Source organism: Rhizobium sp. NFR07 (genome assembly GCF_900111905.1).
Classification (GTDB): Bacteria; Pseudomonadota; Alphaproteobacteria; order Rhizobiales; family Rhizobiaceae; genus Neorhizobium.
Genome location: NZ_FOKM01000024.1, coordinates 1 through 13,486, shown reverse-complemented (window position 1 = coordinate 13,486; position 13,486 = coordinate 1). Strand labels below are relative to the sequence as shown.

Below are 13,486 nucleotides of genomic sequence, written 5' to 3'. Positions count from 1 at the left end.
GACAGTGAGTTTTTTGATGGATCCGATGAAGACAGAAAACCTTTGCGAAGAACTGGTGGGCCGCTTTTTCCGCTATGTGTCGATCGAAAGCCAGAGCGATGCCGATGCAACTCATCTGCCTTCCTCGCCCGGACAGATGCGTTTGGCCGAAATGCTTGCGGAGGAATTGCGCGGGTTCGGACTGGAGGATGTCGTGCTCGACGACAACGCAGTGCTTACTGCCGTCAAGCGTGGCAACACATCGCAGGCTCCGTCGATCGGCTTTATCGCCCATCTCGACACGGTGGATGTCGGCCTGTCGCCGGTGATCCGGCCGCAAATCTTTCATTTCGACGGCGAGGATCTTTGCCTCAACAAGGCGGAAAACATCTGGCTGCGTGTCGGGGAGCATCCAGAAATCCGTGGATGGAAGGACGCGGACATTATCGTCGGCGATGGAACGAGCGTCCTTGGTGCCGACAACAAGGCGGCAATCGCCGTGATCATGACCCTTTTGTCCCGTCTCGATGCCAGGGACGGATATGGGGATATCCATGTCGCCTTCGTTCCGGACGAGGAGATCGGGCTGCGCGGGGCAAAGGCGCTCGATCTTGATCGCTTCGCTTGCGACTTCGCCTATACGATCGATTGCTGCGAGCTGGGCGAAGTGGTGTTCGAGACCTTCAATGCTGCCTCCGTCGACGTGACGTTCTGCGGCGTCAGTGCCCATCCGATGTCGGCGAAAGGTGTTCTCGTCAACCCGTTGCTGATGGCGGTCGATTTCATCGGCCTTTTCGATCGCCAGGACACACCTGAGCATACCGACGGGCGTGCCGGATTTTTCTGGTTCAAGACCCTGGTCGCCGATGACAGCACGGCCCGTCTGACAGCCTTCATCCGTGATTTCGACAGGGCCGATTTTGACAGGCGCAAGCGCGCCGCCGAAGATGCCACGGACATCATCCGCGCCCGCTATCCTGACGGATCGGTCGAGCTCCGCCTCAGCGATACCTATGGCAATATCGCCGATGCGCTGGCAGGCGACGACCGTGCGTCGGATCTGTTGACGGCGGCAATCGCCTCCCTCGGTATCAAAGCAAAGGTGCTGCCAATGCGTGGCGGGACCGATGGCGCGGTCTTGTCCGACCGCGGCATTCCTACCCCGAACTTCTTTACCGGCGCGCATAATTTTCATTCGCGTTTTGAGTTCCTGCCGATCCCTGCCTTTGAAGCATCGTTCCGCGTCGCCGCGGCGATCTGCGCAATGGCGGCTGAACGGGCGATTGGCACGGATGCCCGAGTCGACGCGGAGCGCCAATCGAAATTGCCGCGACGCCGTCATGCTGTTCAGGTGGGAGGTGAGCGGTGAGTGCATCAAAGCTCCTGGCCGCGCGAGTCAGATCGGCCAAAGAAGCGTTGTCAGTCCTGGCCTTGAAGATCGGCGCGGAGCTCGATCGGACCAACGCCGAGGCTCGCGGCCAGTTCAAAGAGCTGGATGATCTTCGGGTTGCGCCTCCCGCTTTCAAGACCGCTGATCTATTGATGGCTGAAACCGGACCGGTCAGCGACTTGCTCCTACGTCAGACCTTTTGCCTGACGGAGGCGAGAAAAGTTCCAGCCTACCAGCCGGCGCGTATCCATGCGCGTTCATCGCAACGAACGGGTGGCGAGTCTATGAACTATGATATGTAGGATCCTGCATGCCCTGAGACGCGAACGCCGGAACCGCTTCAGCGAACGGCTGTTTTAAAAAATGACGCTGGCTTGCACACCTTTTGATTGTCTCAGCCAGTGAAGAAGACCCTAAGCAGGACAAGGAGGCCGCACAATGCATGATGCCGACGAGATCGATCACGATGCCCGGTGCCCCGACCGCGTTTCGGCTTTTAGCGGCCTGGAAAAAGACGAGCTGGAACAGCAGGCCATTGCCACGATACGCGAGCTCCGGCTCATGGTTGCAACAGCCGACATCCTCTACGAGGAATGGGTGAAAGCCGAAGAGGACCCGGCCTCTCCGGCGACAGTGATCCGCGCGATGCAGGCCGACTATCTGCAGCGGCAACGCGCGCTTGGGGAAAAACGCACGACGCTTAGCGCAATGCTCGACGTCCTGGGGTATATCCCAGAGGTCCCAGACTGACTTCTGATTTACTGTGGCTTGCCCTTCAATTTCGCGACTGCTTGGGGGATCGTGGTCACGTTGAGCTTCTTTCGGACACTATCAAGAGATTTCTGTACCCATCCGACCGAGACGCCATACATGGCGGCAATTTCTTCGTGACGCTTTCCCAACGATGACCAATGCAGGAATTCGGATTCGCGTGGGGAGAGTGCGACCTTCGCCGATATGAGTGCATCGTCTACGACCCTGAGCAGGTTATAATGGATCGCGAGGACGGCGTTACAAAGCGCTAGGGTATTGCGAGGCAGCTCAAGTTTCCGATGTGCCTTGCTCGACGCAAGGGTTAGCATGAAAGTCCGTCCGAAACTGCCTTCGACCGGAATGGTGAGCCCCGACCGCAAGCCGTAGCTGATCGCCCGCTCGGCAAAGCTGCGCACTTCGGCCGATTTCGTTTCACCCATCCAGTCGTCGGCGTGCCAGAGAAACGGACGCTTTAACTGCTTTGCGTCCCGCAGCACCGGATCGATTTTTGAAAAGCCCTTGTTGAGATAGTCGTCCACCCATGGGCGTGGATAATTGCTGCAGGTTTCGATGTCCCCAGCGACTGCCTGGATGTAGGCAAAATGCTGAAAGCCCATATGGTGACCAAGGTCGCCGATGGCTTTTCTGATCGTGGTTTCGTGGGTTGCGGCGTCGACAGCGTCGATCAGGTTGAGGAATGTTACCTTCATATCGCGTCATGCTCTCGGTTGAGGAAAGGATGAAATAGTCAGGTGCAATACGGTCAGGTCGCGGATGCTTCGCGGCAACCAACAGGGCAGCCTACCAAGCCTTTGAAATCCGACCGGCGGGGCGTTCATGCCGCCGCGATCCATGAAAATGAAAATGCCTTATGGCCCAAGACGTCCCTAGGAAGCGCTGAAACCATTGCGTGCAAAATAGCAGCGCAAAGAAACGGATCAAGTGAAAGATCCAGCAAAAGCTGACAAAGGCACACATTTCCCGCGGCGCGGTAAATTATTGTCCTAACGGTAAAAATTTCGGGATTGTCCAGGCATTGCCGTCGCACAATGCGCATGCAACGCAGGCGCGCAAATCGCCGGTACTTGAGAGGCCTGTTTAAATCTCCAGATAGAAATGCCCTTTCCAGTTGTGGTAGATGGTGCGAGGTCGTGCGAGCGCCGGGCCTTTAGATCAAGCCGTGACCGAGGCGACCGATGTTTCATCCCTACGATAACCAACGCGTTTTCCGCGCGAACGATCACCCGTCGGGAGAGCAATGCCATGGAACCGTCGCAACACTCCACTTCAATGCATGACAGTGCATGCCCGACTGCTGTCCTGGAGATTGTCGCAGATCTCCCCAACGCGATCACGCTTACTGGTGCTTTATGTGCCGTGGTCGCCATCACGTTTGCTCTCGCTGGCAAGCCAGATGCGGCACTCTCCTGCGTTCTATGGTGCCATCTGACCGATTCACTCGATGGCCTTGTTGCCCGAAGGATGGAGATGCGGTCTCCCATTGCCCAGGAGACCGGCAAGGCGATGGACATGCTCGCCGATTTCCTCTCGGCCGGGATCTTTCCGCTGGTCCTCCTGGTAATGCTGACAGGCGCCTCGCCGCCTTCCGTCATCGCCGGAATTTTAATCTGTAGCGCCGGCATGCTGCGCCTGAGCTATTTCGATGCGGTCGGGATCGCTGGTGGCCGTTTCGTCGGACTTCCGCTTCCTCATAATATTCTTGTTCTTGCCTTGGTCTACCTTTTGGCGCGGGAGGGATTGCCGCAGGCTCTTGGCAACCTTCTCGCCACGACCGCAATCGTCCTTACGGCCCTTCACGTTGCACCGCTGCGCTTTGCCAAGTTTTCGGTCGGCACGATTGCGGCATCTGCGGCCTACATCGCTGTGATGAACTGGCTTTTGCTAGCCTGATCTTTGGCTTCTGTTTGAGGGGGAGTGAAACAATGCCCATTTCGACCGCCATCGTCCTTGCCGCCGGACGCGGAACATGGTTTGGCACACTGACCAGGCGTCAGCCAAAGGCACTCGCCAAGGTCGACGGCGTTCCGGTCATATCTCGCCTCTGCAGCCAGCTCGTCGCGGCGGGTATCAAAGAGATCGTCATTGTCGTCGGCTACCTCGGGGACCAGATCATGCGGGCGCTGGGTCCTTCCCACCAGGGCTGTCCGATCCGCTATATAGGCTCGGACGATTTTGCCAGGACGAACAATATCACGTCTCTTGCACTGGCATCCGCGTATCGGCGCCCGATCGTCATCTGCGACTGCGATATCGTTCTTGAAACCCTGCCGCCGGCCTGGCTCGACAGGGCCGGCTGCGACATCCTTGTTCCGGTCAGAGACCTCGCCGATGGCGAGACAGGCTATGTTCTCGTAGACGACGGCGGCGATCATTGGTCTATCCGCGTCAATCGGAATCCCGAGCCGGAGGATGCGAGCGTGAAGAAGTCGCTAAGCCTCTATTTCATCTTCGATGCTGCACTCACCAGCGCTATCTATGACGGATGTATCGCAGCCATCCATGACAACGATCTCGACCTCTATTACGAGGATATCATCGCCCGCGTCGCCGGCTCTCGTGTGATCGCAACGGTCGACATGGATGTGGCAGGATACCAATCGTTCGAAATCGACACTCCGCTTGATCTGAAGCGTGCCGGGGACGGCCTTCGCCTGCTCAAGGGGCAGTCTGTGGTGCAGGCCTTACCGGGCGAAGACCGGTGAGCGCGATTGCCCATGCCATCGGCCACCGGAGAAATCCTTCAGGGTGTTTTTCGCGACGAGGATGGCAGGCTGCACCGAGGCCTAGTTTCCCAGCCTTTTCCGCCCTGCCTGACGATTGCCAGCGTCCGTCTGGCCGTCGACGGGTTGATGACGGTCATCCCCACAGACAGGAAAAAGGCGCTGACGGCCGCCGAACTTCTGGTCCGCCATCTCGGCTGCCAGGGACCGGGGCTCGAGCGGTTTGCCACGCCGCCGGCCGGTCTCGTGTATTATCGCAAACGCGGAAGCCGGGAATGATTACGGCCCGCTTGCCGCGGTAACGGTCATCATCACCGCTCCGATCTGTCTCTCGTTCCTCCTGTTCCAGAAGCATTTCGTGCGCGGCGTAGCGTCCACGGGACTGAAATGAGATGTCGATGACCAGAAACACCGCGCCCGCCTCCTACGAGGTCTGCAGTCTCGAAGAGGTGGCGTCGATCTTGGACGCACGACATTCAGGCCTCCTGTCAATCGTCGATCCAGATATTGCGAACGTCTTTCGGCCAGCGGCAATCCACGTTGATCGCCATCTGTTTCTACGCTTTCACGATCTCATCGAACCGGATGACACTATGGTCGCCCCGCAGGAGAGAGACATCGCGGCTATCCTGCAATTTGGCGATCGCCTTGGAGAGGAAGGGAGCCAGGGAGCCTTGATCCCTTGTCACATGGGCGTGTCGCGATCCACGGCGGCTCTGGCGATCCTGCTTGCCAGATCCGGTCCGGAGCGGTTGGCGCGGGTTTTTCCGCAGGTCGTCCAGCGCAAGCCCCAGGCCTGGCGCAACTCCCGCATGATCGACATGGCAGACAGACTTCTCGGGCTGAACGGTCGGTTGATGCGGCAACTGCGGCACCTCTACCAACACCAGCTCGTTCACCGCTCGGACGTCGTTGAGATCATCCGCCGCTACGGGCGAGATGCAGAGGTCAGGTGGGCGGCGTTGTTCGGTGGCGTCTCGCCAAATCATTGGAAGGGCAGGCGTGGATCGGTTTCGGAGACGCGCCTGGCAAGGATGGACAAACGCAATGGAGTGGATCGCCAGGGCGATGGAACCGGATGACCACGGTCGCATTGTAAGCCCTGACAAATCGGGAGCTGCGCATGGCATCGACATATTCGCTCGATCAGTTCAGAGATCACTACCTTCTGAAAAACGAAGAGGCAGAACGGATCTATCGGATCTCGGGCCCGGCCAGAGGAGATCTCGACGCGCTGATGCTTGCACGGTCACGAAGGGCAAATGCAGAAGGTTGGGCGCTCGATCCCTATAGCATGCCCCTTGCCGAGACCCGGCAATCGCGCAAGGGTTAAAACGAGCCCTCCTAGGTCCCGTCTCCTCCCGCAAGAGGTCTCGCCATTCAGACTGGCAAGGCCGGGCCCCAACGGGGGGAGTTAAAGCTGATGTTTCAGGAAGGTGTAACCGGCGAAGGTTACAGTCGAGCCTGAAGCAAGCCACGCGTCAGGTTTTTGCTGACCGGTGTCGTGTGTGCCATTTCTGGTGAGTGGCTGCGGCAGCGTCCTGGCTTAAAACTCAGACGCCGCCGCTGCTTTTGGACGGGATCAACCGTTTTGGCTTTCCGCTTCACGATGCTGCCGCGCGTGGCGGGCTTCGCGGTTCAACCACCGCTTCTGCACGACCTCCGGTGGAAGCTGTTTTGATGGTGAGCGGCTTGAGCGCCAGTGTCCGAGTGTAAAATAGGCCGTGACCGACAGGGCGGAAACGAGCAAGACGACAAGAACAGTTTCGATCATGAATTTCTCCTCTCACACGGAAGGGAACGTCAATCAGTGGCAGGCTGTTCCCATTAAGGTGAGAAGACAGTAGGATCACGCCAGTTCATCTCGGCAAAATGCAAGCAACATGGTCAGGCATTGTTTCTTGCCGGGATATTTGTTCGATTTGTGCCGCTCGAGAGTGCGGGCACCGGGATGAAGGGCAAATATGGGGCTCAGTGCGAAGGAACGCAGAGCGGTGCGAGACATGGGAATGCTGGCTGCGCTAGCCAGAGTCGGCGCATATACCTGCCCGTTCATCGACAACGATCAAAGATTTGCAGCATGGATCGAAGGCTATGAGGCCGGTGAGAAAACGGTCTCCAGATCCGAAAGCGGCCCGGTCGAGGCGCCGGTGTCGGATTTCTGGGGAAGCGTGAAGGCGATCAGGCGCGATTTGCCTGACGATTGAGGGAGCATCGCAGTCCGTCAAAGCCGGTGCCAATCACGGGGTTATCCGCTGTGTAGTTCGCGTGAGTGATCATGTGGGACAAAAAGAAACCCAGGCGCTTTTTGCGCGACGGCTGTATAACCGCAAATCCGCCGGGCCGAAGATCGCTGAAAGAAGGGCTCTGATCTCAACGTGGGCTGGTAAGAAGCGACGACAATTCGGCAGTGGTCAGGAACGTGTGGTCTCCGAGGATGTTATCGGTGAGAAACATGGGGACGGGATCTGTCATGCCAGCCTGCTGCCGAAAAGACTTTCAAGATGCGGTCCAGGCTCTTAGCGGGATGCTGGCCGACCCCGCCGAGTTCGAACAGGTTATATGGAAGATCGAATACCTGAGCCAGGCCGGCTGGTATCATTTTTATGGAATGAGCCGCCATGGGAAACTCTCCGGCATTGGCCATCTATACGATTCTGCCAGCGCCAAGGCGGCGAACGTCCCTTCGGGAGAATGCATTCCGATCGCCCTCGGTTTCGACAGGAATGATTGCATCGTGACTTACGGCGCAAGTCGTACCGTCAGCACCGACATTCTGGAGCAGGTCGAAACACTCGGCGCTACGGGAGCAGAAGTTTTGCGGATTTGCGTCGAGGCTCGTAGCCAGAATGAGGGCGGCCGGAAGGTGATGTCGGTCACCGACATCGCCTTCATCGGCCTGCAATCTGAAAGGCAGGCAGACTTGTTGAAAAGCGTCATGCTTGCCGACGGCCCGTCCTTGCGATGGTGTCGAGATCGTCAATTCATCGGTGCGGCTCCGGCGCTTGCGCGCATCGGTGATCCCGGGATCCCTAGGAGCTGACGTCGCCAGGCATATGCGCTTCCGGCCTCACGTGATGTCGAGATCAGCTGCAGCGGCTTTGCGCCTACGGGCGCTTTGCGGAACGTTTTCATTCGATGCCCGTTAAGATTAGGTCACGAGGGCAACGCCTCCGTCCCCTATGCGTAGAGTTCTGCCCCCAACCTCGAACTCATTAGCCCTCGTGACGTCACTCACGCTGTCTTGACCCCTCCATGTTGATTCAACATGACGACTGAACATAATAGGAACTTCAGCGGGGTTTGTAGCACAGGCTCAGGATGAGAAGAAACCAAATCGCTTTCGAAAACTGGTGGTCATGCCTGTCTCCACTGAACGGGATGCTCTCGATAAGATCGCCGTGCGTCGCCTCTTCTGCGGGATTTCGGTACAGGATTGATACCACGAAGCGCAAATTCCTTTTCCCAATTGGCCGTCGACGTATCACCGTAACAGCCTCGACTCAGGATGAGGCGAAGAGAAAGGCGGAGCAGGTATTCGAGAAAAGGATCATTGTAGCAGGGAAATCTCTCCCCGCTACCGGATGGTCTGTTCGCCTCAAGCCTCATCCGTCAGCGACGCAATGACGGCCGTTAGGCTGCGAGACTGCCGTGGACCATCGAAACCTCCTGTCATCGGTGCCTTAGAGTGCCTCGACGGAGCCGAAGGCGCTGATAAAGAAGTTTGGCTGCGCCTCCTGTTCTCGCCCCCAGGCACGCAATGAGTGATGACAGCCGGACCGCTCCACCTAAGGCAATTATACATATCAAACACTATTGCGATCATCAGGCTGCAAGACGTGGGGCTGCTATGGCTTCGAGGAAAGCCGGACGGTGACGCTATGGTATTGCGCCGGATATCTGCCCGCGGTCCTATCGCGAGCTGCCACGGCACGGTGGGGCCAAGCTGCCAGCGGCGGAGATTGCCGACATGTTGAAGTAAGCGGCTTCGCAAGCCCCGCAATGCCGACCAATCGTAGCCGGCGGGCCATGCAAAGGGATAGACAGATATTACACGTAAATGTTCGTCGCTGTGGCATTCGCGCTACAGGCGGGATTGTCTCGATCGAGTAGGTGGAACGCAGGGGATGTGGCAAACCTGACCTTCGACCCGGCCGCGAGCCGGGTCTTTTTTCGTTTTATCGGGTCACTATTATTCGCGCCCTCGGAGAATGAACATGCACAGGTTATACAGCGAATAAAAACCCAACGTCGTTCCCCGTTCGCGTACCCGTCAATTCTGTTGTCGTACCCGGCCAACCGGGATCGCGCTTAGGTTGCTAGTCCAGTCTGCAGATCGCGAAATTATCCAGGCGCTCGCGCATCCCGTTAAAGGAAGGGGGGCACTGCCTTCGATCGGTGGTCACGCACTTCCGGATCGGGCGGCTTGTCAGCGGCGCGTATCGGCCGTCGCCAACGGCTTCCTCAAGCGCTTGAGTCATGTCGCAAGTCCGCCATGAAAGGTCAAAACTTGCCGCTGGCAACCGCGGGAGAGAACACCGGCGACATCGTTTAAGAGCTGTCGCCACCTAGCCTCGTTTTCGGCCCTTTACCGGGCGTGTCGATGGCGCCGGTGACGACGCTATCAACCGCTTCGAGGTTTCCACGGCCGACCATTGGCTTCGAAACGCTGGATGCAGAGAGAGGCTTGTTTCTTTTGCTGACAGTGCGACCAGGCAATTGTCTGGTCGCGCCTTATACCGAGTCTGGGTGGGCACGTTTTCCATCCAGTGATGTCTAAGCAGGGGCCCCCGAGCCGATACTGGGGCTGGCGAGCGTAGAGCAAACCATCAGCCCTGTGCCGACACAGAACCACGTCTATGGCGCGCCCGCTCTCGAACTTGTATCGTCTGAGCCTCCGCCTCGCGACGGGGCATTTCAGGAGGTATCGTGAACGAAGTGAGAGCGTATCAGTCGCCATGGGAAGCGGCATGAATATTAGTGGTTGAACATAAGAGGATCGCCAGGGTATTTGCTTCCACAGGTTTATAGACCGCCCCTGATGTATCTGTGCATTTGTGCCGAGCCACCCACTGCTTCATTGCATTGCGAGTTTTTGCCGACAACAAGCCACCAGAGGACAATTGATGCCGGTCGACGACCGAAATTTCGAGCGCCAGGCTCCGGTCAAAACAAAGGCGCAGATGAGCGCGGGCAGAATGCTTCTTGTTGCTGCGATCGGTATCGGTTTCACCAGTCTGCTCATATTCGCTCTCAGCTACTTGTGAGCCGAGCAAGCTCTAGGCGCATTGATGACCCCAATCAGCATCCTGCCGGCAGGGGATGACCAGGTCGTATCCGTCTGCTCCTCAACCTTTCGCCGGGATACCCTACCAGCAATGACGGAGGCTGTCGCCAGGTATGGTCGGTAAAGTTCGCCCGGTCGGAACTCGATCAGATCGCGCCGGCAGATGAAAAGGCCGGGCCACCCTATCGAGAGGCCGCCGGGTGCAATCAATTGCGACTATTCATTTGCGGCTGAACGGCGGTGTTCTCCCATCCTCAGCACGAAGCGCATGAGCTCCGCTTAGATGGTTAACGCTTGTTGCCGTTGCAGACCCGATCGACTTCCCGCATGCGCTGCTGGGGCACCGACCGCTCCTCAAGCAGGCGGCCGGCGTCATGGTGTCGGATATCCTCGGGAAGCTGTGCGCCGGAGAGTGACCAGGTCAGTCAGTGAAGATCTCACAATGACGGCTGTCAGTCAGCGCCAGCGTGAGGTTGTTGATCGCAGGCTTGCGGTAGCGAGTGACAAACCTTCGAAATGGCTGAACATGAGCAAGTCGAGCGCGCTTTGATGCTTGCATCAGCAGAAACGGCATCGCTGGGGCGACAAAACCTGAGGAACAACACACGTTAGGTCAGGATGATGATATCACGGCCCATTGTCTAACTTAGACCTCTTGAAAATGCTGCTTTTCTAAGTTTCACTGCACGCAATACATGGGGTGTGTAATGGACGAAGACATTTCATATGCGTTGTATTTTGCTCAGGGTCGGCATTCGGCAAGAATCGGACAGGCCCTCACCGCCAGCCCATACCTGGGTCATGACGGCTCTGCTTGGAAGGCATGGGTCGACGGCTACAAATCAGTTGATTTTTCAAATCTTGGCGCTTCCGATCGCGCACTTGTCTTCTTTGAAGGTTGGAGCGCGGGACAGGTCAAGCTCAATCCTCGACACTGTCCATATCTCGTAGACGACGGCTGCGAGAAGGTCGATTTGTGGGTGCTTGGATATACAAGTGCCACAGCGCTGTAGCAGAGGCAAATTCTGGGGGCGGGGCCGGTACCGCGAGCGAGACGAACAAAGATCGTACGGAGGAGAAACGCGCGACAAAGGGACCATTCATATGTGTCATGGATAGCTCAACTGGCGTCAGAGCAGTACCGTCAGCCCGTGGCACTCAAGAACCCCGACTTTAGTCTGAAATATTAGACGTTCAGTAACTTCTCCAACTTAGTCTCTGTTCATTCGCCCGGGAGGCTCCGGCGCGAGGATTGTCGAAGGGGAGTGGTTCCCGAAACGTCCGCTCCACCTTCGGCTTTTCGCACTATGAAAGTGCGCTCACCCTAACTTCCAATCGTCTCTATTAGCGACAAGGCAGTGATACTGCGCCCGGGAGAAGACATGCACCCCGTAAACGACAACGCCCCAGCGAAGACCATCGCACAGGCAAAAGCCGATCTTCTTGATCACGTTCGCGGTGCGATTGCGAGTATCAACGCGCTCACTGAAAATCTTGAGAAGCTACAGACCATCGCGAAGAGCAGACTGCCCTCACTGCGATAAGGCGCGGGACGAGCCTTATGATTTGGCGACCCGACCACCGAGGGATTCTCACCCTGTGGTGCAACGACAAAGCGATCGCTGCTATTACGCCCATTTACGATGATGATAAGACGTCTTGGTACTGGTACACGTACATCAACGCTCAGAACGGCTTTTGCGACAATCTCTGGGATGCTCAGGCGAACGCAGAACGATCGATCTCGCCTCATCAACCACACCGATCAAACGGCATAAATAAGAGTTCAGGGCGGTGAGCGCTGCTTCCTATTCTTTGGCGGCGGACTTTGCCCAACCAGGCCTCCAGTGTTATCGTCACCGAACTCCTCGGGCACCTGCACGCTGGGGAGTGAAGGAACATCCTCTCGTACCCAGCGCGACCTAAATGAATTCGAGCCCGCAACAACGTGCCGCTATTGAAGGCAACTGACGACAAGCAGGTCAGCGATTGCGCGGCGCCCTTGCGTGCCGTAATTTTGCGATGAAGACAGAGCACGCTTTACCGCTTCGATGGAAGGCGTAATGCCAGGACGGATTTTGGTAAAGTACGCGGTGACGGCTGAAGGCTACTATCTGGACGGGCATTGCTAGAGTTACGATTTTTGTAAACCCCGTCCAGCGCCTAAACATCGAACAAGAAGCCTCGCCGCATATCGCGCATTATCGCTGCCTTGATCACGTGCAGCTAAATGCGATAGTGGCCCCTCCGATTCGGATGCAGAGTACTGAACCCGTGAAAGAACCGATTTCCATCGACCCCGAAAACCTCCGCGTCGGGTCGTTCTACTGGGCGCGCCGTGCCGGCGCAGATGATGCGGAGATCGTACAGGTCACCGACGTGTTCGGCGCGGCAAGAGAATACTGGAGCATAGCGGTTATGGGATCAGACCAGCACTATAGCCCCCGGGACTTCGACTTCCTAATCAGGCTCATGAGACCTTGAATGAGGTCGCCGGTGTCTCACTACACAAGCGAGGGTCTCCGGCAAGGGAACCAAGGGCGATTGCCAATGTTAGAACAGCAGAGGCGGCTATCTGCCCATGTGGCCGGTTCTGATCAAGGAGGGAGCTACCAGGAAACTGGAACTCCCTTTATTTTTTCAAAACATTGGAGAAGACCATGAGCGACGAGAGATCGGTTCCCGAAAGTGACGCTGCCCGCAGCGGAGAAAACGCAGACAAGAACCGCGACGCTCTGTCCAGAGCCGCCGAAAAGGGGCTTGAGCGCGCTCGCCAAGAGAAGCCCGGTGAAGAACCCTCCAGGAAGGAATAGTTGCGCAGTGCAACGCTGCCTTTTAGGCAGGATACGACTGCGTTCGATGGCGAGTAGCCAGTTGGTCAGGTCTGTCCTGACACGCTTCTGGCTCCGCGACCGCTAAACGGTGGCATGAGCGATTGAGCAGCGCCCTCCGGGGCATTCGGCACCTGTTCAAACGTTCAGATCCACGTTGCCTGATCGATCAAAACAACCGGTAACACGATCGCACAGGAAAAAAGGCGGCATATCTGCCGCCTTTTCCAGCTGGTCCTGATGCCGGTCGCTCAGTCCAGCAGTTCGGCGGGTATCGTGCCGCCATTTTCTGACAGCTTTCGCAGAAGTGCCGTAAGCGCGATTTTCCATGCACATTGACGTAGGCGGCAGCACCGGAGCGGCCTCGTTTGCGAAGCGATATCCGGGTCTATCAATTGGCTGAGGTTTTGGAGAAGCTGAACGGAAGCAGGTCGTCGATGTCGTCGGCTTCGTGGCGTTGAGGCAACTCGGTGAGCACGTGGCGCAGCCAGGTAAGTGGGTCAAC

At 57.3% G+C, this 13,486-nt stretch carries 17 protein-coding genes and 1 pseudogene; 14 read left to right on the top strand and 4 right to left on the bottom strand.

The window, feature by feature from the left end:
* Window positions 1-25 precede the first annotated feature (25 nt).
* Window positions 26-1,348: a peptidase T gene (pepT, locus tag BM216_RS31135; protein WP_093004031.1), complete on the top strand. Its 1,323-nt coding sequence runs from the start codon at window positions 26-28 to the stop codon at window positions 1,346-1,348.
* Window positions 1,349-1,398: 50 nt separating this feature from the next.
* Here the strand turns inward: pepT and BM216_RS34915 are convergent.
* Window positions 1,399-1,620, bottom strand: a pseudogene (locus BM216_RS34915) (helix-turn-helix transcriptional regulator).
* Between the two features lie 187 nt (window positions 1,621-1,807).
* Here BM216_RS34915 and BM216_RS31125 point away from each other — a divergent pair.
* Window positions 1,808-2,119, top strand: coding sequence for a transcriptional repressor TraM (locus BM216_RS31125; RefSeq protein ID WP_093003940.1), 312 nt, complete (start codon window positions 1,808-1,810; stop codon window positions 2,117-2,119).
* Window positions 2,120-2,127: 8 nt separating this feature from the next.
* Here BM216_RS31125 and BM216_RS31120 read toward each other — a convergent pair whose 3' ends face one another.
* On the bottom strand, window positions 2,128-2,832 hold the full coding sequence (locus BM216_RS31120) for an autoinducer binding domain-containing protein (RefSeq protein WP_093003939.1): 705 nt from the start codon (window positions 2,830-2,832) through the stop codon (window positions 2,128-2,130).
* 553 nt (window positions 2,833-3,385) lie between these two features.
* Between BM216_RS31120 and BM216_RS31115 the strand changes: the two genes are divergently transcribed.
* The 5 genes from BM216_RS31115 (at window position 3,386) to BM216_RS31095 (ending at window position 6,196) form a co-directional block, all read left to right on the top strand.
* Window positions 3,386-4,033 carry a CDP-alcohol phosphatidyltransferase family protein gene (locus tag BM216_RS31115; protein WP_244530426.1) on the top strand — a complete coding sequence of 216 codons (648 nt, stop codon included), beginning with the start codon at window positions 3,386-3,388 and terminating at the stop codon, window positions 4,031-4,033.
* Window positions 4,034-4,065: 32 nt separating this feature from the next.
* Window positions 4,066-4,845, top strand: coding sequence for a phosphocholine cytidylyltransferase family protein (locus tag BM216_RS31110; RefSeq protein ID WP_093003937.1), 780 nt, complete (start codon window positions 4,066-4,068; stop codon window positions 4,843-4,845).
* Window positions 4,846-4,857: 12 nt separating this feature from the next.
* Window positions 4,858-5,142, top strand: coding sequence for a hypothetical protein (locus tag BM216_RS31105; RefSeq protein WP_093003936.1), 285 nt, complete (start codon window positions 4,858-4,860; stop codon window positions 5,140-5,142).
* A 119-nt stretch (window positions 5,143-5,261) separates the two neighbouring features.
* Window positions 5,262-5,945: a tyrosine phosphatase family protein gene (locus BM216_RS31100; protein ID WP_143102930.1), complete on the top strand. Its 684-nt coding sequence runs from the start codon at window positions 5,262-5,264 to the stop codon at window positions 5,943-5,945.
* A 41-nt stretch (window positions 5,946-5,986) separates the two neighbouring features.
* The gene (locus BM216_RS31095; protein ID WP_093003934.1) at window positions 5,987-6,196 is read left to right on the top strand and encodes a hypothetical protein; all 210 of its coding nucleotides are present in this window, start codon (window positions 5,987-5,989) and stop codon (window positions 6,194-6,196) included.
* 249 nt (window positions 6,197-6,445) lie between these two features.
* Here BM216_RS31095 and BM216_RS31090 read toward each other — a convergent pair whose 3' ends face one another.
* Entirely contained in the window at window positions 6,446-6,637 is a 192-nt protein-coding gene (locus BM216_RS31090) for a hypothetical protein (RefSeq protein WP_093003932.1), read from the bottom strand.
* A 235-nt stretch (window positions 6,638-6,872) separates the two neighbouring features.
* Between BM216_RS31090 and BM216_RS31085 the strand changes: the two genes are divergently transcribed.
* From BM216_RS31085 to BM216_RS34380, 7 genes are all read left to right on the top strand, one after another.
* Complete coding sequence (locus BM216_RS31085; protein ID WP_093003930.1) at window positions 6,873-7,070, top strand: hypothetical protein; 198 nt, start codon at window positions 6,873-6,875, stop codon at window positions 7,068-7,070.
* A gap of 320 nt (window positions 7,071-7,390) precedes the next feature.
* Entirely contained in the window at window positions 7,391-7,906 is a 516-nt protein-coding gene (locus BM216_RS31080) for a hypothetical protein (protein ID WP_143102929.1), read from the top strand.
* 2,083 nt (window positions 7,907-9,989) lie between these two features.
* The gene (locus tag BM216_RS34390) at window positions 9,990-10,130 is read left to right on the top strand and encodes a hypothetical protein (RefSeq protein WP_177231004.1); all 141 of its coding nucleotides are present in this window, start codon (window positions 9,990-9,992) and stop codon (window positions 10,128-10,130) included.
* Between the two features lie 727 nt (window positions 10,131-10,857).
* The gene (locus tag BM216_RS33850; RefSeq protein WP_143102928.1) at window positions 10,858-11,163 is read left to right on the top strand and encodes a hypothetical protein; all 306 of its coding nucleotides are present in this window, start codon (window positions 10,858-10,860) and stop codon (window positions 11,161-11,163) included.
* Window positions 11,164-11,532: 369 nt separating this feature from the next.
* Window positions 11,533-11,694: a hypothetical protein gene (locus BM216_RS34385; RefSeq protein WP_177231003.1), complete on the top strand. Its 162-nt coding sequence runs from the start codon at window positions 11,533-11,535 to the stop codon at window positions 11,692-11,694.
* 730 nt (window positions 11,695-12,424) lie between these two features.
* Complete coding sequence (locus tag BM216_RS31075; protein ID WP_244530425.1) at window positions 12,425-12,634, top strand: hypothetical protein; 210 nt, start codon at window positions 12,425-12,427, stop codon at window positions 12,632-12,634.
* A gap of 176 nt (window positions 12,635-12,810) precedes the next feature.
* Window positions 12,811-12,963 (top strand): hypothetical protein, encoded by a 153-nt coding sequence (locus BM216_RS34380; protein WP_177231002.1) that lies wholly within the window; start codon window positions 12,811-12,813, stop codon window positions 12,961-12,963.
* A 409-nt stretch (window positions 12,964-13,372) separates the two neighbouring features.
* On the opposite strand, the gene BM216_RS31070 is transcribed toward BM216_RS34380, so the two are convergent.
* Window positions 13,373-13,486: transposase domain-containing protein (locus tag BM216_RS31070; RefSeq protein ID WP_143102828.1), on the bottom strand; the 114-nt coding region annotated here is incomplete at its 5' end.

Coding starts and splice junctions, on each gene's coding strand:
- pepT (WP_093004031.1), top strand. CDS start 26: ATGAAGACAGAAAACCTTTGCGAAGAACTGGTGGGCCGCTTTTTCCGC.
- BM216_RS31125 (WP_093003940.1), top strand. CDS start 1,808: ATGCATGATGCCGACGAGATCGATCACGATGCCCGGTGCCCCGACCGC.
- BM216_RS31120 (WP_093003939.1), bottom strand. CDS start 2,832: ATGAAGGTAACATTCCTCAACCTGATCGACGCTGTCGACGCCGCAACC.
- BM216_RS31115 (WP_244530426.1), top strand. CDS start 3,386: ATGGAACCGTCGCAACACTCCACTTCAATGCATGACAGTGCATGCCCG.
- BM216_RS31110 (WP_093003937.1), top strand. CDS start 4,066: ATGCCCATTTCGACCGCCATCGTCCTTGCCGCCGGACGCGGAACATGG.
- BM216_RS31105 (WP_093003936.1), top strand. CDS start 4,858: ATGCCATCGGCCACCGGAGAAATCCTTCAGGGTGTTTTTCGCGACGAG.
- BM216_RS31100 (WP_143102930.1), top strand. CDS start 5,262: ATGACCAGAAACACCGCGCCCGCCTCCTACGAGGTCTGCAGTCTCGAA.
- BM216_RS31095 (WP_093003934.1), top strand. CDS start 5,987: ATGGCATCGACATATTCGCTCGATCAGTTCAGAGATCACTACCTTCTG.
- BM216_RS31090 (WP_093003932.1), bottom strand. CDS start 6,637: ATGATCGAAACTGTTCTTGTCGTCTTGCTCGTTTCCGCCCTGTCGGTC.
- BM216_RS31085 (WP_093003930.1), top strand. CDS start 6,873: ATGCTGGCTGCGCTAGCCAGAGTCGGCGCATATACCTGCCCGTTCATC.
- BM216_RS31080 (WP_143102929.1), top strand. CDS start 7,391: ATGCTGGCCGACCCCGCCGAGTTCGAACAGGTTATATGGAAGATCGAA.
- BM216_RS34390 (WP_177231004.1), top strand. CDS start 9,990: ATGCCGGTCGACGACCGAAATTTCGAGCGCCAGGCTCCGGTCAAAACA.
- BM216_RS33850 (WP_143102928.1), top strand. CDS start 10,858: ATGGACGAAGACATTTCATATGCGTTGTATTTTGCTCAGGGTCGGCAT.
- BM216_RS34385 (WP_177231003.1), top strand. CDS start 11,533: ATGCACCCCGTAAACGACAACGCCCCAGCGAAGACCATCGCACAGGCA.
- BM216_RS34380 (WP_177231002.1), top strand. CDS start 12,811: ATGAGCGACGAGAGATCGGTTCCCGAAAGTGACGCTGCCCGCAGCGGA.